The following is a 25636-nucleotide window of genomic DNA, read 5'->3' on the forward strand; positions in this document are numbered from 1 at the left end:
CAATAAAATCATTCCCTAGTGTTAGAGATTTATGAAGATTCGTTGTAAAAGGAAATGGCTTTGTTTTGCCCTATTTTTTGGGGCATTTTTGTTCACGTCAAATGTTTTAGCCCAGGTAAACATTGGCACCGTAGATCCGGGGCCTTATACACCCGGCAGTACGATCGCAGTTCCGTTTAAAGTACCGTCGAGCTGTATATCACAGGGAAACCAATTTCAACTTTATTTATCAGATCAGAACGGAAACTTCAGTACCGAAACACGTATTGGTACCTATGATAGTTTTTATAGTACCTATATCAATGGATTGCTCCCTGCAGGGCTTACGCCAGGCACGGGTTACCGGGTGAGGGTAAAAACAACTGTACCAGCTACGGTAAGTGCTGCTTCTACGCCCTTTGAAGTTAAAGCCGGAGCGCCTGTTGAAGCAAAACTTACCTCAAACTATTTAAATAATAGCAATAAAGAAACTTTCGGTACGTGTACAAGTAAACCGAACAATAATTTTTTAATCAGTAACGAGTCTACCGCCAACAGTACGGTTACGGCAACAATAACAGATGAAGGAAGCGGTGGAGCAACAAGCTCTATAACTTTCTCTACGCCGATACAAACTTTTACCGCTCAACAATCTCATTACACAATATACACTAAAGCAGTAATGCCTGATGGATCGGTTGCTACCAAAGCTTATTTGATCATCAACAATAAAACAGTAACCGCTTTCGCCAACACCGGAAATACGGTAGTTTGCCTGCCCTTGGGATCTTTAACATTTAATGTAGATGTAACTTCAGCCTCGGGTATACAAAACAACTTTCCCGGTGATATTTATACCATTACCTGGGGCGACCAAACTACAACAACTTATACCCTCTGCGAGATTATCAATAACGGGGGAATTGTTGCACACTCTTATTTAAAATCTTCATGCGGGAGTGTTTCTACCTCCAGCGCAGGTACTATTTTTAACGCTTTTGATGTATCTATCAATGTTTCGAACGCTTTTTGCGGCATAATTGGTACACCAGTATCTTCCTCAGCAAAAGTGGTGGTAAAACCGGTAAATTCATTTGTTTTTAATAATCCGGGATGCACAAACGCTGATATTACCTTTGTAAACACTTCTACCCTGGGAGAAAACCCGAATACCAATACACTAGGCTGTACACCTAACGAGGTAACCTATAACTGGTATGTTGATAATGTTCCGGTTAAAGCTAACCAGCCACGATCTTATAATCTGGTGTATAAATTTACAACACATGGCGAACACACAATCAGATTAGAATCTAATAGTTCCGGTTCCTGTAATGCCGATCCGGTAGAAATGAAAATCTGTATCCAGGATCCGCCAAAACCAGCATTCGAGATTTTACCAAATACCATCTGCGCAGGAACAACTGTAATACCAAAAGATCTTTCGGTAATAGACAATATCTGCAATGCAGCCAACAGCTATTCGTGGTCGGTTACACCGGCTGTAGGTTTCGCAGGTGGTACCAGTGCAGCAAGTAAGGAACCACAGTTTATTTTTACCAACCCCGGCACCTACACCGTTACCTTAAGCATCACTACACCGTCATGTGGTCCGGTGGTAAGCCTGCCTCAAACTATTGTGGTAAATGAAAGTCCAAAAGCTGCCCTTTCGCCAGGCATCACCCTGTGTAACCTTACTACCTACGATTTTAACAATACCACCACTGGTCCAACCAAAACACTGATCAGCGGAACAACACAGGATCTTGCCGATACCTATATCTGGGAAGTCATCCCTTCAGGATCGGGCACCTATAGTTTTACCGGTGGCACTACGGCAAATTCTAAATATCCATCAATTAAGTTCGACAGCTATGATACTTATACCATAAAGGTTACACATAAAAATAATTGTGGTTCTGTAAGCGATTCTCAGATCTTAACCTTTAGCATAGCTCCCGTAGTTAATGCAGGTGCTGACCAAAATATCTGTTTTAATGATCCAAATTTTACTTTAAGCGGAGCGGTAACCGGAGCTACTACCACACAAACCTGGATTGGAGGAGCCGGAACATTTAGTCCGAACAGAAACGATTTAAATGCAGTTTATACTCCAACACTGGCAGAAAAAAGAGCAGGTATTGTTACGTTAACCCTGAGGGTAACCACCACACTGGCTGCGCCCTGTAACCAGATTGATGACGATATTATCTTAAAAATCAAACCCGATATCAGTTTAACAAGTGCAGCAACCAAAACCATCTGTACCGCTAATGGTGTAGCTTATGTCCCAACTTCGGCAGTTGGAGGCGTTACCTACACCTGGACAGCTACGGGAACAGCCACCGGCTATACCGCAAACGGAACGGGGAATATTAATGACATACTCACCAACACCGATCTTAATGCCGATGCAAATGTAACTTATATCATTACGCCGCACTTTGATGGTTGTGATGGTACTCCATTTCAGTTGGTGGTTACTGTTAAGCCTAATCCGGTGATCACAGCTACTCCAAACAATACCATTTGTAACAGAACATCGTCGGCCATTACTTTATCAGCCAATTTAGCCGGGGTAAATTATACTTATACCAGTACCGTAACAGGCAGCATAACCGGTAACAGCACCAGGTCTATTGCTTCTCCCGCAGCGCAGATCAACGATGTTTTGATCAATTCAGGCACTTCACCAGGTACGGTAACCTATACCATTACGCCTGTATCTTCTAATGGCTGTGCAGGTGTACCAATAAATGTAACCATTACCGTATTGCCAAGTGCTACACTTGCAAATGCCGGTCCGGATGAAGCCATCTGTAACCTAAGCACCTATACTTTAAAAGGAAATAGTCCGGTAGTCGGTACAGGCAAATGGACTATTGTTAATGCCCCCACCGCTATAACTTTTACCGATGATACGCAGGCTACAACCGATATAACCGGATTGCAGCCCGGTAACACGTATATTTTAAGATGGACAATTAAGGATGCCAGCTGCTCAACTTCGGGCGATGATGTACAGGTTACCGTTAACCCTTTAAGTGTTGGCGGAACCACCACAGGCGATGCAGATGTGTGTGCCGGTGCCAATGGAGGCAATATTACTTTAACCGGACAGGTGGGGAATATCATCCGCTGGGAACGTTCTATTGATAACGGCGTAACATGGTCTGCCATTATTTCAACAGCTAATCCGTTTGTTTTTTCTAACCTGGCCATTACTACTAAATACCGTGCAATAGTGCAAAGCGGCAGCTGTGCAGAAGCCATATCTACTGTAACTACTATCACTGTTAATCCCGGAACAGTGGCCTCCAACGCAGGCGCTGATCAGAATTTATGTAGCGGAAATGGCATTACCCTAAGTGGAAATAATCCTGCTCCAAACACGGGTAAATGGACGCAGGAATCAGGACCGGCAGTTGTGATTACCGACCCTACCCTGTACAATACTACCGTTACCGGTTTAGTACCCGGACAAACTTATACCTTTAGGTGGACAATTTCAGGCTTCAATGGCTGCCCTCCTTCAACAGATGATGTAACGGTTATTTATTATCCGCCTGTTACCAATAACATCAGCCCTATAACAGCTCCAGCCTGTTCCGGTCAGAGCATTACCATTACAGGCGATACGCCAACAGGAGGCACAGGTACTTTTGCTTATCAATGGCAGAGCAGTGCTGATGGAAACACCTGGGTCAATATTCCTGCCGCAACCAATAAAGATTTAACCTTAACGGTAAGTTTGTCAACCTATTTCCGGAGGCTGGTAAACAGCGCCATCTGTGTTCCATCTAATAGTAATTCGATACAGGTTACCGTTTTGCCGGGTTTAACCAACAACAACATTTCTGCCGATCAGACTATTTGTATCGGTTCTCCTGCAGCCCCTTTAACCGGTACAGTACCCAGTGGTGGCAGCGGTGCTTATACCTACCAATGGCAATCGAGTACAAATGGCACCAACTGGACAGATGTTTTAGCTGCCACAGGAGTTAGTTTTACGCCGGCAACCCCAACCGTAACCACTTATTACAGGCGCTCGGTAACCAGTGGGGCCTGCAGCAACAATTTAAGCAACCAAGTTAAAATAACGGTTAATCCACATGCCTTAGCCGAATTAAATTTCATAAAAAATGTGGATTGCGCCCCTTTTAAACTTGTTGCAGATAACATCACTGCTACTTTGCATCCCGATCGCAATGCCATTTACACCTGGTTTGCCAATGGAACACAGATTGGCGTTGGCCCAGTTTTTCCGGGTTATACCATTGTAAACGGAAATGAAAGCGTAATCATTAAATTAGTAGTAACCAGTAGCCTGGGTTGTAATCCGGATGAGAAAAGCCAGGAGTTTCATACGCTTCCAATAGTTAATCCTTCTTTTACTGCGAGTACCACAGAAGGTTGCGGACCGCTTAGCGTAACCTTTACCAATACCACCACTCCAATTAACGGTGCAACTTACGAATGGATCTTTGACAATGGAACCGTTTCTTTTTCAGCGCAACCACCGGTCCAGATTTTTGAGCCTGATGTAAATGGGGAAGATAAAACCTATAAAGTTACTTTGAGAACAACACCGCAGTGTGGCCCCGTGATTGAAAAAACTGTAGATATTGTGGTGCATGCAAAACCTGTTGCCCGGTTTTTCCCTGATAAAACAACAGGATGTTCCGATTTATTGGTAACCTTTAAAAATAACGGCCCGCTAAGTGCCGGCACCACTTATACCTACGATTTTGGTGATGGAAGTGCTCCTCAATCATTCACCGACCGGAGAGATGTAAGTTATACTTTCAGAACAACGGAGGTAAAAGATTTCGTGGTAAAAATGACCGCTAAAAATAGCTGTGGCGAAACCAATGCAATACCGGTTACCATAAGGGTTTCGCCAAATAATATTATTCCTGCACTGGTAGTAAATGGCAACGAGAAAAGAGGCTGCGCTCCCTGGACCGTAAATTTTTTAAACAATACCAGTGGAGCAAGCCGTTTTATTTACATCATTACCAATGAAGATTCGGGAGAAGCTCCTATCCAGCTTCCAACCAATAGTACCGGCGTTTTCCCTTATACTTTTATTAAGCCAGGGAGATATACCATCCGCCTGGATGCTGAAAATGACTGTTCGAAAAATTTTGCTACAGAAACCGTAACTGTGCTTGCTCAGCCTACGGCAAGTTTCAGTGCCGATAAAACCGTTGGCTGTACTAACCTTGCCGTTAAATTTAAAAATACAAGTGTTGGCGCCATTGGTTATTCCTGGGATTTTGGCGATGGCTCGCCTATATCAAATGAGTTTGAGCCACAGCATACCTACACAGGTTCGGGCATTAGCTATGCAGTAAAATTAACAACGGTTAATGCCGAAGGTTGCAAGAACACCACTACGCTGGCCAACTTTATCAATATTGTAGCGCCACCGGTAGCCATCTTTACGGTAACCCCGGGCAATGAGGTATCTATTCCGAACTATTCATTTGCTTTTAAAGATGTAAGTACCGATGCCGTAAGCTGGCAATGGACTTTCGGCGATGGTGCTGTTTCTACCCTGCAAAATCCAAACCATACCTACGCCAACGAAGGTTCTTACACAGTAACCCTTAAAGTGCTCAATAAAGAAGGTTGCTCTTCTACCACTTTTCAATCGGTGAGGATTATTGGCGTACCCGGAAATCTGAGTATTCCAAATTCGTTTATGCCGGCCAGCACCAAAAATGAAATAAAGGTTTTCAAGGCAAAAGGCAGAGGGATAAAAGAGTGGCAAATGTCAATCTTTAATAAATGGGGGCAGTTATTATGGGAGACGACTAAACTGGACGATGGTTCGCCTTTAGAAGGCTGGGACGGAACTTACAACGGACAAGATCAGCCGCAGGGCGTTTATTACTGGAAAGTAGATATAAAATTTATTAACGGCAGCGATTGGAAAGGAATGACCTACGATTCATCTCCTCCACGGAAAACGGGCGTAATATATTTAATAAGATGATGAGGAGAAGGATAATATTATTTTTGTTTTGGGTGTTGCCGGTAATTTCGCTGGCACAGGACCATATTTATTCGCAGTTTTATAATGCCCCTATTTATTTAAATCCGGCTTTAACAGGTCAGTTTGAAGGCGATATCAGGTTTAATGCCTTATACCGTAACCAATGGACAGGTTTAGCGAGCGACTATTCGTACATGACGGCTTCAGGGGATCTCAATCTGCGGAGGTTTAACAGCGGTGTGGGTATCATCTTTAACCGAAGCAGTGAAGGTACGGCCTACCTGGTTAAAAATAATATTGCGGTAAGCTATGCTTACATTATAGGCGGAGAAGATTTCGCTTTATCTTTCGGCTTACAGGGAGGCATTACCAACCAGAAATTAAACTGGGATAAACTTGTTTTTGGTGATCAGATTGATATTGGCACCGGTTATATCCCGGGTAGTGTTTCGGGTGCAGAACGCCCGAGTATCGATAGCAGGTATTATTTCGACGCCAATGCCGGAGCCAACCTTGTGGTAGGCAAATTTATGCTGGGTTTGGCCACACATCACCTTAACCGTCCCGATGAATCTTTATCTGGTTTTCAGGCAAAGTTACCCATGCGCATTTCAGCAAACTTAAGTTATAAACTTACTTTGGTGCCAGATGAATATGATCGCGACGGCAATTACATTATCCCTTCAATTGTAGCCTACAGACAGGGCAACGTAAGCTCTTTCAGCGCAGGTATGCAATACAAATATGCGGGCATTAATGCAGGTATCTGGTACCGCAACGATGGGAATTCGAACGGAAATGATGCCATTGTTTTTTCTGTAATCTTTGATATTTTCAACAGGCGTACCAATGGCGAAAAATTCAGGTTAGGCATTAGTCATGATGCTACCATATCCAAAATCAATTATTCCAATACCGGCGGTACATCCGAAATTGGCGTAGGTTACGAAAAATATTTTCCAAATAGTTCCAATGGTGGTCGTGCAAATGGCTTAAGATGTTACGATTTTTATTAATTTGCCGATGATAACCCAGGGGCAATGAACGAAATCTTAGATCACGACCATTTTATTACGCAAAGCGAAATCAATAAGTTTTTATTGGCTACCCTGTTATGCGGCATTATTGGTGCCGAACGCGAATACAGAAGTAAATCGGCCGGTTTAAAAACCATGATGATGATTGGTTTGGGCGCTACCCTATTTACCATTTTATCTATTAAAATCGGACCAACAAGTCAGGACCGGATTGCCTCCAATATTGTTACCGGTATTGGTTTTCTTGGTGCAGGGGTAATTTTTAAAGAAGAAAACCGTGTAAAAGGGCTTACAACCGCCTGTATTATCTGGATTGTTGCTGCCATTGGTATGGCCATTGGTTCCGGTTATTACGAACAGGCTGTTGGTGTTACCATTGTGGTATTACTGGCGCTCATTATTTTCCCATTTTTAGAAGAAATCGGTGATCGCCGCTTTACCAAAAGGGTTTACCGCATTGTTAAAAAACAACATACCCACGGCGATCTGGAAAGCTATGAGGAAGTTTTCAGGGAAAGTAAACTTAAACCACAGCGTGGCAAACATCAATTGGTAAATGATATTATTACCGGAAACTGGGTAGCCACCGGAACGCCACAAAACCATCAGAAATTTGTGGAACGTATGCTAAAAGATAATGATATTATAGAGTTTGATTTTTAATCGCTGCTGAAAAAATCAAATTTTCTTAAAAATTAAAATTGAAATTCTGGTTATATTTTACCCTTACCGGAACTCCTCTTTGTTTTCCGGGTTCCCATTTGGGCGAATATTGAAGCACGCGCCTGGCTTCATCATCCAGCGATTGATATACAGATTTTTCAATTTTAACGTCGACAACCTTTCCTTTTCCATCAACCACGAAGCTGGTAGAAACAGTGCCCCTGATGCCATTTTTTTGTGCATCCACCGGGTATTTTGTTGTAGTAGCAATAAACCGGTTCCATTCTTTCTGGCCACCTTTAAATTCCGGAGCCTCCATACTTGCCGTATATTTATAAACAACACCATCTTTTAAACTCTCTCCGGCAATCAGTTTATTGGCTTCATAGGTTTCTTTAAAAGATGTGTTCGCTTTGGTATCATGGCCAATCCACTCACCTGTTTTGAGTCCATCAATGTAATCGCCCTCTTCAACAGATTCTCCTCCTTTGAAAATATTTACATTTTTTAAATGGCCCTTACCATCTTTTATGTTTACAGTTCCGGATGAATCTGCATCGTATATTATTTTCATATTGGTATTAAAAATAAAATCACCTATCGAAGCGCCCTTCCCTATCATCTGATCCGTCCGTGGAGCAACATAACTATACTCAGCTTCTCTTCTTACTTTTCCGTTAGGGAAGAAAGATAAACTTTTTCCGTTCCGCAAACCATCCTTGTAAGCAGCCATTTCTGTTTTTCTGCCTAACGAATCATAGCTCATGCTCGTCCCTTCTAAAACCAGGTTAGGCTCGAATGATTTAACCTGCCCGATTGTTTTCCGATTGCCGTTACTGTAATATTCCAATAATTTAAAATTGGTTTCACCCGAATCGGGTTCTTGTATAATGCGGATAAAATCAGCATCTGCCTTCTCCGTCACTTTTTTACCATTATTTTTAAAAAAGTATACGTTTTGAGCTTTTTGAGCGTAACTGAGGGAAATGGATACTAGTAAAATGAATATTGTTAAGCGTAATTTCATGTTCAAATCTGAAGAGAATCAATAATAATGTTTAAAAAGAGCTTAGAAAGTTTGATTTTTAACCGAATCAAAGAGCTGTGCCCTATTGGTATGTAAAGCAAGTTTCTTCTCGTCGATTACAATGGTATCCGACCAGCGATCGTGCCAGGGATGGCTTGGCGTGCCTAAAGCGCTAAGCGCATTAAAAGGGATCGCCCTTATAATATTCCTGACAAAGGCTTTTTGAAAAGTCAAATCACTCCCATCTTCGTTTACTGCCCTTGTGCCTGTAATTAATTTACCTATCGATCTTCCGTTAGACATTGCTTCTGTCATAAACATCACAATCGCGTAAAATAACAGCGTAATCAAACGCAGTGATAAGTCATCTAAACCCTCTAATAAATCTGGTTTTAATATGCCTATTACGATTCCTAATCCAAAAACAACAATATAAAATACCAGGGTATCGATAATGTAATTGGCAAATCTTTTCCCTGTAGTGGCGCGGCAGTAGTTTAAATCAACTACCTGATAGTTTATGTTGAAATCCATTTTAGAGCGTTTAAATCAGATCTTTCTAAGGTAAAATATTTTGATCATCGGTCAAAATTAATTTAGCCAAAATCATAAAACAATCATAGCTTTGTATAACTTATATTCATAATGATCAAGGAACAAATTTCGGTTTTCGATATCTTTAAAATAGGCATTGGCCCTTCAAGCTCACATACTTTAGGCCCCTGGCGTGCGGCCCAGCAATTTACCTCGTCGCTTACTCAAAATGGCCTGATCAACGATGTTGAAGGCATTAAGATCCTGTTATATGGTTCGCTTGCAAAAACAGGCAAAGGCCACGGAACCGATGTTGCCATTTTATTGGGTTTAACCGGTGCTGATCCGGTAACTTTTGATGTGGACGCGGTTACGCCAACGTTTGAAAGCATTCAAAGAGATAAAAAACTGAACCTTGCCGGCAATCTGATTATCGATTTTGATTATGATGAAGATTTATTATTCCTTTTTACCGAAAGTTTGCCTTTCCATCCCAATGCAGTTACTTTTCAGGCTTTTTTAAATAACGGAAAAGCCTTTTCAGAAACCTATTATTCGATTGGTGGTGGTTTTGTGGTAAAAGAAGGTGAAGATAATAGCAATAAAGCACAGGTAGATTTACCCTTTCCGGTTGAAAAAGCTAAAGAGTTATTACACTGGTGCCTGTCCACCGGTTTAAAAGTGAGCGAGATCGTTATGGAAAACGAATTGGCCTGGCGTACCGAAGCAGAAACCAAAAAGGGCATTTTACAACATTTCGCCGTAATGCGCGATTGTATATACCGTGGCTGCCACACCACCGGCTTTTTACCCGGAGGACTAAACGTTGCCCGTAGGGCTTTCCCTTTGAATAAACGGTTAATCAACAAAAGCGAATATACCAATTACGACGGCTGGATTGATGCCATTAGAAAAGGCGGCAACGGCTTTAACTATACTTTAGATTGGGTAAGCTGTTTTGCGTTGGCAGTAAATGAAGAAAATGCTTCGTTTGGCCGTGTGGTAACAGCCCCTACAAATGGTGCTGCAGGTGTTATTCCTGCCGTATTACAATACTTTATAACCTTTTGTGATGGTTATAGCGAAGAAAAAATCATCCAGTTTATTGCCTGTGCTTCAGAAATAGGCAGTATTTTCAAAAAGGGCGCTACCATATCCGCGGCAATGGGTGGCTGCCAGGCCGAAATCGGCGTTTCATCTGCCATGGCCGCAGCAGCACTTACCGAGTGCCTTGGCGGTTCGCAAAGGCAGGTTTTAATGGCTGCCGAAATTGCCATGGAGCATCATTTAGGTTTAACCTGCGATCCGATTGGTGGTTTGGTACAGATCCCCTGCATTGAACGTAATACCATGGGCGCCATCAAAGCCATTACTGCCAGTCAGCTGGCCCTGCAAAGTAATCCGGATAAAGCAAAAGTAAGCCTCGATGCGGTAGTAAATACCATGTGGGAAACTGCTTTGGATATGAATGCAAAATACAAAGAAACCTCTGATGGGGGCTTGGCAACCAATATTCCGATCAGTTTGCCAGAATGTTAATTCAACATTGTTGCAATTAAATGACGTTTGTTATCGATTTATTACAAACTTTCTGATCCTAAACCAGCAAGTATTTTTACATTCGCTCAATTTTTAATATTATTCATAAAAAATGATCAACTACACCAAAATCAGTGTGATTGGTTTGGCCCTGTCGTTATCTACTATGGTAACTTATGGTCAAGACAATCTTGTTAATTCTTTAAAAAACAACCAAAGCGAAAACAGTGCAGCTTCTTTCAAATTCACAGAAGTAATTAATCTTGCCAATACCCCCGTTCAAAACCAGGGTTCATCAGGTACCTGCTGGAGTTATTCTACCAATTCATTTTTAGAATCAGAAATGATCAAAGCCGGTAAACAACCCGTAGCTTTATCACCACTTTTTTCAGCCCGTAATGCTTATGTAGAAAAAGGTAAAAACTATGTACGTATGCATGGGGCTGTGTCTTTAGGCGATGGAGGTGCTTTGCACGATGTCATCAACATGTACAGAAAATATGGTGCCGTTCCTCAGGAAGTTTACACAGGATTAAACTACGGTACTAAAATCAATAAAACTGCCGAGCTTGGCGATCTTGAAAAAGGTGTGCTGGATGCTGTAGTTAAAAATTCGAACGGAGAGTTAACACCAAACTGGTTAAAAGCTTATACCGGCGTAATTGATGCTTACTTAGGTGCCGTACCAGAAAATTTTACTTATAATGGTAAAAAATATACCCCGCAAACATTCGCAAAAGAAGTGGTGGGTTTAAATCCAGATAATTATGTAGAATTGTCATCGTTTAATGATCATCCCTTCTACAGCAAATTTACTTTATTGGTGCCTGATAACTGGTCGTTCGATCAGGTTTACAACGTTAAAGTAACCGAATTAACAGATATTATCGATAATGCTTTAAAAGGTGGTTATACTGTTGCATGGGCAACTGATGTAAGCGAAAAAACCTTCAGCTGGAAAAACGGTGTTGCTTTTGTTCCGCAAACGCCTTTCGCTGATATGACGATGAAGCAAAAAGCAGATTTGTTTAACGGTCCGCAGCCAGAAATGGAAATTACCCAGGAAAACCGTCAGCTTGCTTTCGACAATTACCAGACTACTGATGATCATGGAATGCATATCGTTGGTTTAGCTAAAGATCAAACCGGTAAAGAATACTATATCGTTAAAAACTCATGGGGAGCAACCAACGACTATAAAGGGTACTTATATGTAACCAAAAACTACGTTAAATATAAAACCACAGCAATTTTATTGAATAAGGCAGGTATTCCGGCTGCAATTTCTAAGAAATTAGCTTTGTAAGAGGATTTAAACTGATTTAAGGAGCCGCAGAAGAGATTTTGCGGCTTTTTTTGTTGATCGCGAAGAGCGCTAAGCGTATGGCGAAACTCCTCTCATGTCGTCATTTCGAGCGGAGTGTAACGAAGTTGAGAAATCTATCTCAAGATAGATCTCTCCGCTCCACTGCGTTCCGGTCGAGATGACGGCACTTTTTGAAATCCTAAACCAGCCCCGAAGACGTCAACACCAGCCACCACAAACCCGTGGTAATAAAAGAAAGCAATATCCCGATCCCAACCACCAGGTTAGAAAGTTTGGGGTTAAGGTTGTACTGATCGGCCACTACCCCTGCGGTTAATAAAGTTGGCATGGTCATTTCGAATATCGTTATTTTGGTAATTGTTCCGCTCATGCCCAAAACAATGGCAATCAGCATTACAACCAGTGGCGCTAAAATCAATTTATATAACAAAGCTGTACTAATGTGCCTGAGTTCGCTAAACCAGCCACCAAATTTGAGCTGCAAACCAATTGAAAACAAGGCCAGCGGACCAACCGTTCCGGCAAGTTTATCAAATAACGGATCAAGTACAGAAACGTTGATAAAACGTGGTATAGTTAATGCCAGAACACAACCGATCAATGGCGGAAAGGTTAATACTTTTTTCAGCACCAGCTTTGCGCTTAATTTCTGATTCTGAGATGAGCGTATGGCTACAATTACCCCAATGGTTGATAAAAGCGTAAAAGTTACCTGATCGCATATAATGGCAATACCCAGTTCTTTTTCGCTAAAATAAGCCACGATTAAAGGGAAACCCACAAAAGAAGTATTACTTAATGAGCTGGTTAATTTTAAACCACCGGAAGTAGCCTTGCTCAGGTTTCTTAGCCGGCTATATATGGTTATGAATAACCAACCAACAAGCCAGATACAAACCGGGGCCAATGCCGGGAAAAGCAGATCCTTCGTCCAGGTAATGTGCGGCAGGTATTTAAACGAAACTGCGGGCAATGCAATGTAAATAATCCAGGCGTTAATGCCCTTGTGTGCATCTTTGGGTAACGATTTGCTCTTCCTGAAAAGAATACCCGCCAAGATGCATAAACCGATAAGAATGAAGTTTGCCATTTGAGTAGCGCAGAATTAATCTAAAAACTTGAACTCTATAATGATTGATTTAAAATAATGTTTTAGCATGAAAGACCCTGAAATAAATTCAGGGTGACGAGTGCTTAAAAAAAATGGACGAATTTCCTATCGCTAGCTAAATCATCCATTTTACATCTTACTTTTTACATTTATTAAGCAGAAGGTTTTGGTTTTTTCTTTTTATGCCAAACCTTTTTCTTGCCTTTATTTTGAGGTCTCTTTTCCTCTACGTGTGTGATTTCCATTGCGGCGATGCTTTGTGGCAAAGGCATCCGCGGAACTTCTTTTTCAATCAGTTTTTCGATGTTATCGAATTTGCGTTTATCCCTTCCGTTAACCAGCGTAATGGCTGTACCTTTAGTTGCGGCTCTGGCCGTACGACCAATGCGGTGTACATAATCAGCCGGATCACCAGGAACATCATAATTAATGACCAGATCAATTCCTTCCACATCAATTCCGCGTGAAAGTACGTCTGTTCCTATTAAAATCGGCAATCTCCTGTTTTTGAAAGCCAATAAAATATCTTCGCGTTCTTTTTGCCCTAAATCAGAGTGAAAAGCCTCCGCTTTAATGCCCAGCCCCTTAAAGGTCTTATACAATGCTTTCACCTTTTCTTTGGTGGAAACAAAAATAATACTGCTTTTATACTGTTCGCTCTTGAAAATATCGGTCAATAAGGCCTGTTTCTGCTGATCGTGAATATTATAAGCCTGTTGATCTATCCCTTCAGCAGGTTTCGCAATCGAAATGGTAATCTGCTTAGGTTCATGCAGAATTTTGCCTGCCATAGTTCTTATTTTCGGTGCCATAGTAGCCGAGAATAAAAGTGTTTGTCTTTTCTTTGGCAAATAACTGATGATGCGGATAATATCGTCGTAAAAGCCCATATCCAACATCCTGTCAGCTTCATCAAGGATGAGATGCTGCAAGTGCTCCAGTTTTAACACGCCAGATGATAAGTGTGCCATCAACCTTCCCGGCGTAGCGATAATAATATCTACCCCCTCGCGCATCGAACGTTTTTGCTGCTCGTACGCAATGCCATCTCCCCCACCATAAACAGCTAAGGAGCTGATATTGGTAAAATAAGCCAATGCTTCAACCTGTAAATCGATCTGCTGGGCCAATTCGCGCGTTGGTGCAAGAATTAAAGTATTATTATGCCTGTCGGCCGCCCTGCTGATTTTGTCCATAACAGGCAAAAGATAGCTGGCCGTTTTTCCGGTTCCCGTTTGGGCACAGGCAATCAGATCGTGGTTATCTAAAATTACCGGTATGGCTTGTTCTTGTATTGGAGTAGCGCTTTTATACCCCATGGCCATTAAGCCTTCGTATAAATCGGGGTTAAAGTTAAAGTCGTTAAAATTCAATCTATTGTATTTATGTCTTTTAGCAAAAGTACCTTAAAATACGGCCAATAGCAAACGGCATTTCAATATCGTTGAGTTTAATCTAAGGCAGCTCCTTTTTTCCGGAATCTGGTTAAAAAAACAGCCCCGGCTGTTCTGAACAACCGGGGCCTGGAAATTATAATAGACGAAACTTAGTCTACCAGAATATCTTTTTCCGGTATATTGGTTTCGGGGTTTTTAGGAAGGGTAATTTTTAGGATCCCATCGGCATAACCAGCCGAAATGTTTTCTGACAAAACCTTTCCGTTTAGGGCAAAAGCCCTTTCGAAAGCACCATTACTATACTCTCTGCGACTGTATTTTTTAGCCGCATCAGCTTCTTCTTTTGGTTGGTAAGAAACAGTTAATACATCATCTTTGGTTACAACTTTTAAGCTTTCTTTAAGCAAAGCCGGAGCAAAAAGCTCGATGATAAAATTATTTTCTGTTTCTTCGATGTTTACCGGTACTTTTCTAAATCCCTGGTTAAACATCCCGAATTTGTGGTGACCGAAAGGTCCGCCGAAATGCCTTCCAAATTTTCCTTCTCCTTCGCCAAACCGGCCGTGCATCCTGCCCTGGTGGCATCTATGTTCTTTGTACATTTTACTTAATCTAATTGTTATTTATTTTATTAATTCACAGGATTTAACCAATTAACTGGTAACCGCCTGCTCGGTTTTGGGTATGCCCAATAGTTGTGTAATAATATTTGCATAAGGATAAGCGGGCGAAAAAACGGCATAATCAAATTTCAATCCCCTTATCTGCACCAAAATATCATCAATAAACTTCATCGGTTCGAGTAAGGCACTGATCAATCCCGATTTCGGTTGCTCTTCTTCGCCTGTATCATTTTTCGCCTGAAAGATATTTACTTCCTGATTGTAGGCTCTAAAGTCAGCACCAATTTCCTCAATAGGGCTTTTAAATTCATCAGAACTGAAAAAAGTTACCTTTTCGCCACGGCTGATCAGTTCGTTGGCCATCCCTAAAATCGGACTCACATCTGCCTGTGATGGATCGCTTAAAAAAAGTACCTGCGACATAACCTTATCTTTTTGTAATGTTAACACTATCTACCGGTGCAATTAAGGCATCAGTGGTTTTTCTATTGTGATGACTGAAAGCATGACGTCTGTTATATTCATGGTCACAATCTTCATTGTAATGCCTGTTTTTAAAGTCAAGGCGATCGCGGTATCCGTTTTGAACCGCCAGTACATTTAAGCTGTAAAAAGTTCCTGCGGCAACAGCCAGTGCCAGTAATATCCTGAATGTTCTCATGGCTTAATAGTTAATGTTGATGTTATTCACTGGTCCATTGCCCTCTACATTTGGTTTGTACCATTGGTTATCGATTGGTACAATCGGGTTAAAATGGTTTTCGAACCCATTGTATCTGCTATGAAAATAATGGCGTCTCCTGCCGGCAAAGGCCCTGAACATAAAACCGATCAGCACCGCAGCCAATATAAATTTGAATACAAACGGGATAAAGAAAGCGGCCGCGCCGAGTATAATCCCAAATCCTATAGCTTTTAATATTTTTTTCATCTTCTTATTTTTTAAAGGATTTAATCAATTCACTGTAAGCAAGTTGACCATTAAATCCTGTTGTTTTCGTTATTTATATAGGAAGACGGGGCAGCTTTATTTTTACTTTAAATTATTTTGATTTTTTTTAAATCTGGAGCGTCACCCCCTCGTTATGTCATCCTGAGCGTAGTCGAAGGATCTTTAGCTGGATCAAATTAATGGTCAGTGAGATACTAATAAAACAAGTCGTTATTGCAATGACGAGCGTTGGTTGGCGGGACACCAACCAATAAACAAAAAAGCCCCGAATTTCTTCGAGGCTTCTAATTATTCTTTGTTCCGGTGGTGGCCCCATCCGCCACACCTTCGTTTATATTCTTCTTTAAATTTCACCCGCTCCTCATCGTTCATGGTTTCCCATTTGGCACGCATGGTTTTTGCCCGCTCACGGAAACCTTCATGTCCGCCGTGGCCACCTTTTTTAAAATTGCCAAAAAGCAACCGGCACAGTACCAGTAAGCCCAGTGCCTGCCAATAAGTTAGTTTGCCTGCATGTGCCACCTCAGGTAAAATCCAGTTCCATAAAAACATAACCACATACCCCAAAACCGCTGCAATAAGCAGGGCTACGGGTAAAAAGAAAATAAATTTCTTGCGCCGATTAAAATTTCTATTCATCATGTCTGCAAATTTAATAGTTAATAAATTCCTGATATAAATTTTGTAAGCGGTTACGCAGGTGTTTTACCGCATAACCTTTTCTTGATATTAATGTTTTGATATTCTCTCCGCTTTCATCGGCCAGCTCCTGAAAAGTGCGTTCTTCCAGTTCATTCTGTACAAATACATAACGTTGATTTTCGGGCAGTTCTTCGAGCGCCAGGAAGAGTTGGTCCCAGAATAATTTTTTTAAGCTTTCCTCTTCCGGTGAATAAGCCTCGGCAAGCAAAATCTCCTTGAAATTGATTTCGCCATCCTCTCCCTCAAAACTAAAATCTTCCAGCGATTCTTCCTTTTGTTTCCGGTATTTATCGGTAATCTTATTTCTGGCTACCCGGTAGAGCCAGCCGCTAATCTGCTCGATGGTGCCTACCTCCGGCTGATTACTCAGCTGGAACCAAACATCCTGTAAAATATCTTCCGCGTCCTCATCGGTATTCACCCTTCCACGGATGAAACTGAAGAGGCGTTTACCATAATTGGCAACCGTTGAAATGATATTTTGAGGTTCGTTTGTTGGCACTATTTATTGCGTATAAAGCAGTAAACGGATGAAACTCAATATTACTTTAAATTTTCGTTATTTTTTTCGGCATCTTTCGAAGTTTAGCAGTGGGAATGGGCAGGGCTAACTTCGAAAGTATTAAAAAGCCTTGTGCAATAGTTTATGATTATTCTCCTTTTGGAAATGAAAGGACCGGTGTTATTGGCGAAATGCAGTCCCGCTTTTGGTACAAGTCCCGATGAAAAATCGGGAGCTTTCCCCGTCAATCGGGTTTAGACACAAAGTTGGTACACCCTGCTCCCTTCAAAATGACTGATATAAAATGTCGTCATCTCGACTGTAGCATCGCGGAACGGAGAGATCTAACTCGAGATGACGTTATCAATTAAATTTTCGTTATTTTTTTTCGGCATATTTCGAAGTTTAGCGATGGGAATGGGCAGGACTAACTTTGAAAGTATTAAAAAAGCCTCGTGCAATAGTTTGATTATTATTTTTTTGGAAATGAAAGGACAGGGGCTCTTGGCGGGCTGCAGTCTCGCTTTTTGGTACAAGTCCCGATGAAAAATCGGGAGCTTTCCCCGTCAATCGGGTTTAGGAACGAAGTAAGTGCACCTCCAAAATGACTGATATAAAATGTCGTCATCTCGACTGTAGCATCGCGAAACGGAGAGATCTAACTCTAGATAGATCTCTCGGCTCCGCTCGAGATGACGCTATCATTTAAATTTTCGTTATTTTTTTCGGCATCTTTCGAAGTTTAGCAGTCGGAATGGGCAGGGCTAACTTAGAAAGTATTAAAAAGCCTTGTGCAATAGTTTATGATTACTCTCTTTTTGGAAATCAAATGACAGGTGTTCTTGGCGGGCTGCAGTCCCGCTTTTTGGTACAAGTCCCGATGAAAAATCGGGAGCTTTTCCCGTCAATCGGGTTTAGGCACGAAGGAGGTACACCTCCAAAATGACTGATATAAAATGTCGTCATCTCGACTGTAGCATCGCGAAACGGAGAGATCTAACTCGAGATAGATCTCTCGGCTCCGCTCGAGATGACGCTATCATTTAAATTTTCGTTATTTTTTTCGGCATCTTTCGAAGTTTAGCAGTCGGAATGGGCAGGGTTATCAGTGAGTAACCATCTTGCAGACTTCGGAAGTTCCCGTTATTTCTGCGCGCCGGTTGGGTTACTCCCTTTATCAACCACCGTTTTAGTATTTCCATTTAAATCGGCTACGTAAATTCTACTCTGCGTATAAGGTTTTACTTCGCCACTGTAAAAAATACGATCGTCGGCAGTTACAGAAAGAAAGGGAACATGCATTCCTTTTGGTGAAAGTGGTGTTACTTTTTTACTGGCCAGATCCAGGATGTAAACCGCATCGGCCATCTCGTGTAACTCCGGCAGTACCTCGCCACCCGCGGCATTAAAGATTAGTTTTTTACCATCTTTACTATAAAAGAAATTGTTACTGCTCGAGATGTTATATTCACTTCCAATTAAAGTTTTTATCAGTTTCGTATCGATCAGTTTTCCTGAAAGATCAAAGGTGTAGAGGTTTTCAAGATCGTGCGCAATAATTTCTTTTTCGTTTTTCCAGTTGGGCCCAAAAGCATTAATTTTTGATGTGCTATCCAGCATGATGTAACCGGAATTATCAGCCTTAATCACACCTACTTTCCAAACACTTTTGTTGTTGAATACGCTGAAAGCAATACTGTTACCGTCAGCAGACCATACCGCCCCGTAATAATTATTGCTGTTTACCTGCAGTTTCCCTTGATTTTTATTTTCCATATCGGCAATCCAGATGGAGCGGTTGCCTGCCAAATCGCTAAGGGTATAAGCCAGTTTATTACCATCAGGCGAAATAGCCGGATCGGTAGCTCCACCGAACGAAATCTGTTTCATTGTATCGATACTCGTTGCAACAATTTTATCTCCGTCCTGATAAGCCAGAGCGAAATTTTTATTACTTAAAGAAACGGTATCCAAAATGGCTTTATTTCCGTCTTCATTAGGTTTGCTGTTGCTGCAAGAAGTGATTAATGCCACGCAGGGAATTAAAATAGAAAATAATGTACTGCTGATTTTCGTCATGCGCAATTTTACAAATAGTTTTTGTGTATGCCCATTAGAAAGTAATCCAAACAGGATATTTTACTTAAAAAAAACTTATAAAGCACGCTGTTCCTGAAGACACGAACCACAATACATATTTTACTTAAATCTTTTTCCCGCCGATTTTCGTGTCTCTCGCCATGTTTCGTGTCTCCACGAAACATACCATAATTTTAAATCTTTTTCTTATCCGCGTAGCCGAATACTTTTTGTAGCAAGGTTGTACTTCTTGAGCTCAGGTTGCCCCTTATTTTTAATTCTTCTTTGGCAACTTCAATAAATAAACCATCTATCGCTTTTTGCGTAACATATTCGGTTAGGTTGGTATTTACAGGTTTTACCAAAGGCAGGCGGTTATATTGTGTAGTTAAATCGCTGTAATATTTGGTGGCATTTACCTTGCTTAAACTGGTGCTTACAATCGGACTAAATTTTTCCATCAACTGCGAAGTAGTAACCCGCTTAAAATATTCTGTAGCTGCGTTGTTATTGCCCAGCAAAATATTGGTAGCATCAGTTAATGTCATCTGCTTAATGGCAGAGATAAAAATCGGTTTTGCTTCCGTAGCTGCATCTTCGGCCGCACGGTTCAGGCTCACAATTACATTATCGCAAAGTTTGTTCAAACCTATACCTCGCAATGTTTTTTCTACTTTTTGTGCTTCAGGAGGCATTAATATTTTAACAGCAAGATTACCTAAAAAGCCGTCTTTAACCGAAAGTCGGTCTGCCCCTGCAGAAACGCCAATTTGCAATGCTTCCTTAATGCCCTGCCCAATTTCGAGGGTAGATGGTGTTCCGGTCGCGCTTGTGCCTGTGGTGGTGGCCTGTTTTCCTGTTACCTTCTTAAAAATATCACTTAGTTTAATTTGGGCACCCGCGTTTAGGCTTACCGATAGCAACACGATTGATGCAGCTAAAATATTGATCTTTTTCATTGTGTGTGTTTAATTGGGATGAGCAAAACAACTGCCATAATTTAAATTGATAGTTCAAATATAAGTGTTTATGTGCGGCTAACCCTGAATTATTCATGCTCAATTCTCCCTAAAATATTAGTTTATATGCCATCACTCAGAAATATTTTTTATACTTGAAAGATAATTCGAATAGCTGCCATATTTTTTGAGATTTATAAAGAATACAGCTGGAAATAACCAGCAAGATGATGCCAAACTGATTGCCCAGTATAAAAATACGGGCGATTTGGATGCATTGGGTACGCTTTACAACAAATACATGCACCTTGTTTTCGGGGTTTGCCTCAACTACTTTAAAGATGAAGAGCAGAGCAAAGATGCGGTAATGCAGATTTTCGAAGAACTGGTAACCAAGCTAAAAATACATGAAGTACAGAATTTTAAAAGCTGGCTCCATGTTTTAACACGCAACCATTGTTTAATGGCATTGCGGAAATCTTCGAAGCAAAATAACGTTTCGATAGACGATACTTTTGTGGAAAACAGCGAGTTTGTGCATCTGGATATAGACAACACAAAAGAAACACAGCTTACCATCATGGAAAAGTGTATGGAAACTTTGCCCGAAGAACAGCGAAAAAGCGTAGATTTATTTTATCTGCAGGAAAAATGCTATAAAGAAGTGGCCGATATTACCGGTTACGACATGCTTAAAGTGAAAAGTTACATCCAGAATGGTAAGCGGAATTTAAAGATTTGTATAGAGAAAAACAGTAGTGAATAACGATTGGTTAGATATTGATGTACTGGAAGATTACCTTGATGGTAAGCTTGATGCCAAAGCTATGCACTTTGTAGAAAGACAGGCTCTGGAAGATCCTTTTGTGGCCGAAGCTTTAGAAGGCTTAAAACAATCGCCAAAACGCAAACAAACGCTTTCTATTTTACAAAAACAACTGTACGACCGTGTTTCGGAAAAACCGATAAAACGTAAACTTTGGGGCATTACCACGCAAAGGTTAAGTATTGCTGCAACCGCTACCGTTGCTTTTATTGCGGTAAGTATTCTATTCTTTATGCGCGAAACCAACCGCAGAAATGCAGAAGTTGCAGCACGCAAAAAGGAAGGGGTAATTGTTAGACTGGATAGCAGTACAGCTGTTGCTTCAACTCAGCCAAAAACGGATACAGCGGTTCAAAGTGCAACCAAATCTGCTTTGATAGACCAGGCCATTACTGATGCAAAAACCGTCGATCTGGCAAAAAACTCCAGAACAAAAGCGATTGTTCAACCCGCGGAGAGAGCAGTTGCCGAACAAAAAGCAGTAATTGATTATAACCGCAAAGGTACCGCCAGATTTGAGAATTTTAATGGCTATGCGAGTAAAGCAAAAGCAGTGCAGGAAGCATTAAATGAACCGGCAATTGCGGCAGCCCCTGCACCGGCGTTTGGCTCAGGTAAAATAGCATTTATTGGCAATGTGGTTAATCAGAGCAATGGCCAGCCCATTCAGGGTGCAGTAGTAAAACTGGCGGGCTCTAAAAATGTTACCGCAACTGATGCTAAAGGGTACTTTTATTTACCAGCCGATAGCAATGCAAAAGATAAAGACCTGTTGATTAATGCAATTGGATTTAAAGAGGCGCCGGTAATAGGATTGCAGGATCCGAATGCGATTAAAAATGCTTTAACCGGTAACAGGACATTAAACGAAATTGCTTTGATTACAGGCTCTAACGGACAGAAGAAAGAAAATATACTTGCTCCGAAAATTACCTTGCGTGCAGAACAGAATTTAGATGGAAAAGCAGCAGAAGAGATTACTAAACCTGTTCCGGTTTCTACCATAAACTATACACAATACCTCGAAAGCAACAATAAGTTATATAACCCGAAAGGACCAGAGCAGTTTGTTATTTTAAGCTTTAAGGTTAAAAAGAACGGACGGCCTACCAACATCGCCATTATAAAATCGCTGAACAAAAAAGCTGACGCAGAAGCGATGCGGCTTATCCAAAGTGGTCCGGATTGGGTATTGCCCAAAAACGGAACTGATTCAGTAGAAATCAGCGTGAAGTTTTAAAAGATTCTCTTTTCAAAACAGTTTTCTAAATAGATTGCTTCGTCGTTCCTTCTCGCAATGACGACAGACTTAAATATCATGTACAAACTCCCACATTTTACAGCTAAAAACCAGGATGAAATTCTTGAGTTTATGCACCAAAATACTTTTATCACCTTAATCGGTTTCGATGGAGAATATCCGGTTGCCACACAGGTACCGGTTAAAACAGTAATCGATGGCGATTCAATAAAACTCATTGGCCATATCATGACCAAAACGGATCATTGCAAAGCTTTTGAACAAAATCCGAAGGTAATGGCCATTTTTACAGGTGCACATGCTTATATAAGTGCTTCTGTATACGAAACTCCTGCTGTAGCATCAACATGGAATTATAAAACGGTTCAGGCCAAAGGTACCATCAGGCTTATGGATCCAGAAGAAACCTATCAGGTAATCAAAGAATTAACCAATAAGTACGAAAATCCGGAAACAAGTCCCGCGGCATTTAACAAAATGGACAAAGCTTATATCCAGAAACATTTAAAGGCAATTACCGGCTTCGAAGTTTCGGTGAACCATATTGATCATGTTTTTAAAATGAGCCAGAATCATTCAGTAAAAAACCAGGAAAGTATCGTCTCAAATTTAGAGAAAAGCGAAGATGTATTGGCGCAAGAAGTAGCGAAGGAAATGAGCAAATCAATGAAAGATTCTTCACTACGTTCAGAATGACAGAAGAGTTAACGCATAACTTATTTATTGTCTCCGTCATTTCGAGCGGAGTAAAACGTAGTCGAAAAATCTATTTAGGTAAATCTCTCCTGCACGCCGTCACCCTGAACTTGTTTCAGGGTCTTTCATGCACGATAGATCTCTCCACTCCGCCAATGCTCTGGTCGAGATGACGCCCGTTTTCTTAAATCGTCATCCTGAGCGGAGTCGAAGGATCTCCATTCCATTGCGTTTTCAGTTGAGATGACGCCCGTTTTATTGTATTCTGTTAAGTGCCCTTCCTTAGCGCTCATTGCTAAAAACTCCGCGTCCTTTGCGGTGAAACACCAAACAAAAAAGACCAAAGCTAATGCCTTGGTCTTTTGAGTATATTAAGGATTTTGTTTTTACTTTAAATAGTAAATGATGGCATAAATAATGGCTGCCAACGTAGCCGAAACCGGGATGGTTAAAATCCATGCCCAGATCAGATTAATTGTAACACCCCAACGTACTGCCGATACACTTTTTACCACACCCACACCCACAATAGAGCCTGTAATGGTATGTGTAGTAGAAACCGGGATACCGAAATGCTCGGTAATGCCTAATGTAATGGCACCAGCACCCTCGGCAGCAACACCTTCTAAGGCTGTTACCTTTGTAATTTTCGATCCCATGGTTTTAACGATTTTCCAGCCACCACTCATGGTACCTAACGATATTGCAGAATAGCAGCATATTGGCACCCAGGCCGGCATCGATTCGAAGTTCGGGATAACCTTAGCCGCAATTAAAGCGGTAGCAATGATCCCCATTACTTTTTGTGCATCATTCCCCCCGTGGAAGAAACTTAATGCAGCAGATGAGATCAATTGAAGGCGTTTAAACCATTTCTCTGCTGTAGCAGGTTTAGCGTGGCGACAGATGTTTATAATAATCAGCGTTAAAACCACCGAAATTACCATACCAATGATTGGCGCAAGCACAATAAACGATACGATTTTAACAACATATCCCATTTCCACCGCAGCAAGCGGACTAGCTCCAATTAACAAAGCGTGTGTCATACCAGCTCCTGCAAAACCGCCGATAAGGGTATGAGATGAACTTGAAGGGATACCATACCACCAGGTTAACAGGTTCCAGATAATTGCAGCAATTAAGCCTGCAAGAATAACTTCCAGAGTGATATAATTTTCGATTACGGTTTTAGCAACCGTGTTGGCCACTTTGTGGTCGGTAAAATAAAAGTAAGCAGCGAAGTTGAACAACGCAGCCCACAAAACCGCCTGAAAAGGCGTAAGCACTTTTGTAGAAACAACTGTTGCAATCGAGTTAGCGGCATCGTGGAAGCCGTTAATGTAATCGAAAGCAATAGCCAGAATTACAACAACAACCAATAAGGTAGTTACCATGTTTGTTTTTTATTAAGCGTTTTTAACCAAGATAGTTTCAAGCACATTCGCTACATCCTCACATTTATCTGTCGCTTTTTCTATCGTTTGTAAAACCTCTTTTTGTTTAATTAATTCAATCGCATTGGTTTCGTATTCGAATAAACGGGCAACCGCCAATGTAAATACGTAATCGGCCTGGTTTTCGCCGCTGTTAATACGGATACAGGCATCAGCAATTACACGGATATTTTTGAAACTGCGTAATTCTTTGATGGCTTTATCAATATCGGTACACATTTCTACCAAAAGCTCTGCAATTTTAACAATCGGCTCGTTAATGGTATTCATGTTGTACATCTGCATGCGGTTTGCAGTTCCGTAAATATAATCGGCAACATCATCAACGGCAGTAGCCAGTTGGTGGATGTCTTCACGATCGAACGGCGTAATGAAGTTCCTGCTCAATTCAAGAAAGATCGAATGGGTAATATCGTCTCCCACGTGCTCTAAGCGTTCAATCTCTTTAAAAATAGTTTTTCTGCTTTCAGCATCACCTGTGCTTACCATTTCTAAAAGGGCTTCTGCAATCTTTAATGCATTGCTACCAGCCTGCTCGAAAAGTGGGTGAAACTTTCTGTCCTGAGGGGTAAAGAACTTAAAAATATTGTTCATGTTAATTTTTAATATGTTGCAAAGCTACAAGCCCAATGTTAAGTTAATGTTAATTCATTAATTATATTAAGAAATTATTACCTGTTTTTGTCACATTACATTGCTTTCAACTTCCTTTTAGGTATTTGATAATGAAACGAATAAAGCCTTATGAAAATAATAATGAGGTGTGTAAGTTGAGAGTTGTGGCAAGGTAGTGACTTTTTAGCCACAGATGCACACAGATAAACACGATTTCATCAGTGTGCATCCTTTTTATCTGTAGTTAAAGGTTTAAATCATGACGGGAACAACATATTTTTTCAGTGTCTCCGTGGCAAAACAAGAAATGGTTCGTGGAGACACCAATGCTATTAACTTAGTGTTATAA

The 25636-nt window shown here is 41.1% G+C and carries 22 protein-coding genes; 8 read left to right on the forward strand and 14 right to left on the reverse strand.

Annotated elements, in window-relative coordinates; translation table 11 throughout:
* Positions 1–31: 31 nt before the first annotated feature.
* The 3 genes from DRW42_RS25740 to DRW42_RS25750 are packed head-to-tail and all read left to right on the forward strand — an operon-like array spanning position 32 to position 7680.
* Positions 32–5980, forward strand: coding sequence for a PKD domain-containing protein (locus tag DRW42_RS25740; protein ID WP_113951744.1), 5949 nt, complete (start codon positions 32–34; stop codon positions 5978–5980).
* Positions 5977–6996, forward strand: a complete 1020-nt coding sequence (locus tag DRW42_RS25745; RefSeq protein ID WP_113951745.1) for a PorP/SprF family type IX secretion system membrane protein — start codon at positions 5977–5979, stop codon at positions 6994–6996. Before DRW42_RS25740 ends, DRW42_RS25745 begins: the two co-directional genes overlap by 4 nt.
* Before the next feature lie 24 nt (positions 6997–7020).
* The gene (locus DRW42_RS25750; protein WP_113951746.1) at positions 7021–7680 is read left to right on the forward strand and encodes an MgtC/SapB family protein; all 660 of its coding nucleotides are present in this window, start codon (positions 7021–7023) and stop codon (positions 7678–7680) included.
* Between the two features lie 25 nt (positions 7681–7705).
* On the opposite strand, the gene DRW42_RS25755 is transcribed toward DRW42_RS25750, so the two are convergent.
* Entirely contained in the window at positions 7706–8707 is a 1002-nt protein-coding gene (locus DRW42_RS25755; RefSeq protein WP_113951747.1) for an energy transducer TonB, read from the reverse strand.
* Positions 8708–8749: 42 nt separating this feature from the next.
* Positions 8750–9241, reverse strand: a complete 492-nt coding sequence (locus DRW42_RS25760; protein ID WP_113951748.1) for an RDD family protein — start codon at positions 9239–9241, stop codon at positions 8750–8752.
* A 111-nt stretch (positions 9242–9352) separates the two neighbouring features.
* Here DRW42_RS25760 and DRW42_RS25765 point away from each other — a divergent pair, with 111 nt between their 5' ends.
* Positions 9353–10780 (forward strand): L-serine ammonia-lyase, encoded by a 1428-nt coding sequence (locus DRW42_RS25765; protein ID WP_113951749.1) that lies wholly within the window; start codon positions 9353–9355, stop codon positions 10778–10780.
* Positions 10781–10892: 112 nt separating this feature from the next.
* Positions 10893–12086 carry a C1 family peptidase gene (locus tag DRW42_RS25770; RefSeq protein ID WP_113951750.1) on the forward strand — a complete coding sequence of 398 codons (1194 nt, stop codon included), beginning with the start codon at positions 10893–10895 and terminating at the stop codon, positions 12084–12086.
* A gap of 199 nt (positions 12087–12285) precedes the next feature.
* Here DRW42_RS25770 and DRW42_RS25775 read toward each other — a convergent pair whose 3' ends face one another.
* From DRW42_RS25775 to DRW42_RS25825, 10 genes are all read right to left on the reverse strand, one after another.
* The gene (locus DRW42_RS25775; protein WP_113951751.1) at positions 12286–13197 is read right to left on the reverse strand and encodes an AEC family transporter; all 912 of its coding nucleotides are present in this window, start codon (positions 13195–13197) and stop codon (positions 12286–12288) included.
* A gap of 173 nt (positions 13198–13370) precedes the next feature.
* On the reverse strand, positions 13371–14591 hold the full coding sequence (locus DRW42_RS25780) for a DEAD/DEAH box helicase (RefSeq protein WP_208643647.1): 1221 nt from the start codon (positions 14589–14591) through the stop codon (positions 13371–13373).
* 173 nt (positions 14592–14764) lie between these two features.
* On the reverse strand, positions 14765–15217 hold the full coding sequence (locus DRW42_RS25785) for an Hsp20/alpha crystallin family protein (protein WP_113951752.1): 453 nt from the start codon (positions 15215–15217) through the stop codon (positions 14765–14767).
* A 51-nt stretch (positions 15218–15268) separates the two neighbouring features.
* Positions 15269–15661: a glycosyltransferase gene (locus tag DRW42_RS25790; protein ID WP_113951753.1), complete on the reverse strand. Its 393-nt coding sequence runs from the start codon at positions 15659–15661 to the stop codon at positions 15269–15271.
* A 4-nt stretch (positions 15662–15665) separates the two neighbouring features.
* Complete coding sequence (locus tag DRW42_RS25795; RefSeq protein ID WP_113951754.1) at positions 15666–15899, reverse strand: hypothetical protein; 234 nt, start codon at positions 15897–15899, stop codon at positions 15666–15668.
* Between the two features lie 3 nt (positions 15900–15902).
* The gene (locus DRW42_RS25800) at positions 15903–16169 is read right to left on the reverse strand and encodes a hypothetical protein (RefSeq protein WP_113951755.1); all 267 of its coding nucleotides are present in this window, start codon (positions 16167–16169) and stop codon (positions 15903–15905) included.
* 309 nt (positions 16170–16478) lie between these two features.
* Positions 16479–16832 carry a hypothetical protein gene (locus DRW42_RS25805; RefSeq protein ID WP_113951756.1) on the reverse strand — a complete coding sequence of 118 codons (354 nt, stop codon included), beginning with the start codon at positions 16830–16832 and terminating at the stop codon, positions 16479–16481.
* 10 nt (positions 16833–16842) lie between these two features.
* On the reverse strand, positions 16843–17394 hold the full coding sequence (locus tag DRW42_RS25810) for an RNA polymerase sigma factor (protein ID WP_113951757.1): 552 nt from the start codon (positions 17392–17394) through the stop codon (positions 16843–16845).
* A 1143-nt stretch (positions 17395–18537) separates the two neighbouring features.
* Positions 18538–19473, reverse strand: coding sequence for a TolB family protein (locus tag DRW42_RS25820; protein WP_113951759.1), 936 nt, complete (start codon positions 19471–19473; stop codon positions 18538–18540).
* A gap of 194 nt (positions 19474–19667) precedes the next feature.
* Positions 19668–20432, reverse strand: a complete 765-nt coding sequence (locus tag DRW42_RS25825; RefSeq protein WP_113951760.1) for a DUF4197 domain-containing protein — start codon at positions 20430–20432, stop codon at positions 19668–19670.
* Between the two features lie 187 nt (positions 20433–20619).
* Between DRW42_RS25825 and DRW42_RS25830 the strand changes: the two genes are divergently transcribed.
* The 3 genes from DRW42_RS25830 to DRW42_RS25840 all read left to right on the forward strand — a co-directional run bounded on the left by DRW42_RS25830 (position 20620) and on the right by DRW42_RS25840 (position 23215).
* Positions 20620–21198, forward strand: a complete 579-nt coding sequence (locus DRW42_RS25830) for an RNA polymerase sigma factor (protein WP_113951761.1) — start codon at positions 20620–20622, stop codon at positions 21196–21198.
* The gene (locus DRW42_RS25835; RefSeq protein ID WP_113951762.1) at positions 21191–22498 is read left to right on the forward strand and encodes a carboxypeptidase-like regulatory domain-containing protein; all 1308 of its coding nucleotides are present in this window, start codon (positions 21191–21193) and stop codon (positions 22496–22498) included. Before DRW42_RS25830 ends, DRW42_RS25835 begins: the two co-directional genes overlap by 8 nt.
* Positions 22499–22576: 78 nt before the next feature.
* The gene (locus tag DRW42_RS25840) at positions 22577–23215 is read left to right on the forward strand and encodes an FMN-binding negative transcriptional regulator (protein ID WP_158544406.1); all 639 of its coding nucleotides are present in this window, start codon (positions 22577–22579) and stop codon (positions 23213–23215) included.
* 386 nt (positions 23216–23601) lie between these two features.
* On the opposite strand, the gene DRW42_RS25845 is transcribed toward DRW42_RS25840, so the two are convergent.
* Both DRW42_RS25845 and DRW42_RS25850 read right to left on the reverse strand, forming a co-directional pair.
* On the reverse strand, positions 23602–24612 hold the full coding sequence (locus DRW42_RS25845; protein WP_113951764.1) for an inorganic phosphate transporter: 1011 nt from the start codon (positions 24610–24612) through the stop codon (positions 23602–23604).
* A 12-nt stretch (positions 24613–24624) separates the two neighbouring features.
* Complete coding sequence (locus tag DRW42_RS25850) at positions 24625–25266, reverse strand: DUF47 domain-containing protein (protein WP_208643648.1); 642 nt, start codon at positions 25264–25266, stop codon at positions 24625–24627.
* Positions 25267–25636: the final 370 nt, after the last annotated feature.

It is taken from the genome of Pedobacter miscanthi (assembly GCF_003315595.1).
Lineage (GTDB): Bacteria > Bacteroidota > Bacteroidia > Sphingobacteriales > Sphingobacteriaceae > Pedobacter > Pedobacter miscanthi.

Coding starts and splice junctions, on each gene's coding strand:
- DRW42_RS25760 (WP_113951748.1), bottom strand. CDS start 9,241: ATGGATTTCAACATAAACTATCAGGTAGTTGATTTAAACTACTGCCGC.
- DRW42_RS25750 (WP_113951746.1), top strand. CDS start 7,021: ATGAACGAAATCTTAGATCACGACCATTTTATTACGCAAAGCGAAATC.
- DRW42_RS25765 (WP_113951749.1), top strand. CDS start 9,353: ATGATCAAGGAACAAATTTCGGTTTTCGATATCTTTAAAATAGGCATT.
- DRW42_RS25850 (WP_208643648.1), bottom strand. CDS start 25,266: ATGAACAATATTTTTAAGTTCTTTACCCCTCAGGACAGAAAGTTTCAC.
- DRW42_RS25755 (WP_113951747.1), bottom strand. CDS start 8,707: ATGAAATTACGCTTAACAATATTCATTTTACTAGTATCCATTTCCCTC.
- DRW42_RS25845 (WP_113951764.1), bottom strand. CDS start 24,612: ATGGTAACTACCTTATTGGTTGTTGTTGTAATTCTGGCTATTGCTTTC.
- DRW42_RS25775 (WP_113951751.1), bottom strand. CDS start 13,197: ATGGCAAACTTCATTCTTATCGGTTTATGCATCTTGGCGGGTATTCTT.
- DRW42_RS25825 (WP_113951760.1), bottom strand. CDS start 20,432: ATGAAAAAGATCAATATTTTAGCTGCATCAATCGTGTTGCTATCGGTA.
- DRW42_RS25745 (WP_113951745.1), top strand. CDS start 5,977: ATGATGAGGAGAAGGATAATATTATTTTTGTTTTGGGTGTTGCCGGTA.
- DRW42_RS25770 (WP_113951750.1), top strand. CDS start 10,893: ATGATCAACTACACCAAAATCAGTGTGATTGGTTTGGCCCTGTCGTTA.
- DRW42_RS25840 (WP_158544406.1), top strand. CDS start 22,577: ATGTACAAACTCCCACATTTTACAGCTAAAAACCAGGATGAAATTCTT.
- DRW42_RS25785 (WP_113951752.1), bottom strand. CDS start 15,217: ATGTACAAAGAACATAGATGCCACCAGGGCAGGATGCACGGCCGGTTT.
- DRW42_RS25805 (WP_113951756.1), bottom strand. CDS start 16,832: ATGATGAATAGAAATTTTAATCGGCGCAAGAAATTTATTTTCTTTTTA.
- DRW42_RS25740 (WP_113951744.1), top strand. CDS start 32: ATGAAGATTCGTTGTAAAAGGAAATGGCTTTGTTTTGCCCTATTTTTT.
- DRW42_RS25795 (WP_113951754.1), bottom strand. CDS start 15,899: ATGAGAACATTCAGGATATTACTGGCACTGGCTGTTGCCGCAGGAACT.
- DRW42_RS25800 (WP_113951755.1), bottom strand. CDS start 16,169: ATGAAAAAAATATTAAAAGCTATAGGATTTGGGATTATACTCGGCGCG.
- DRW42_RS25790 (WP_113951753.1), bottom strand. CDS start 15,661: ATGTCGCAGGTACTTTTTTTAAGCGATCCATCACAGGCAGATGTGAGT.
- DRW42_RS25820 (WP_113951759.1), bottom strand. CDS start 19,473: ATGACGAAAATCAGCAGTACATTATTTTCTATTTTAATTCCCTGCGTG.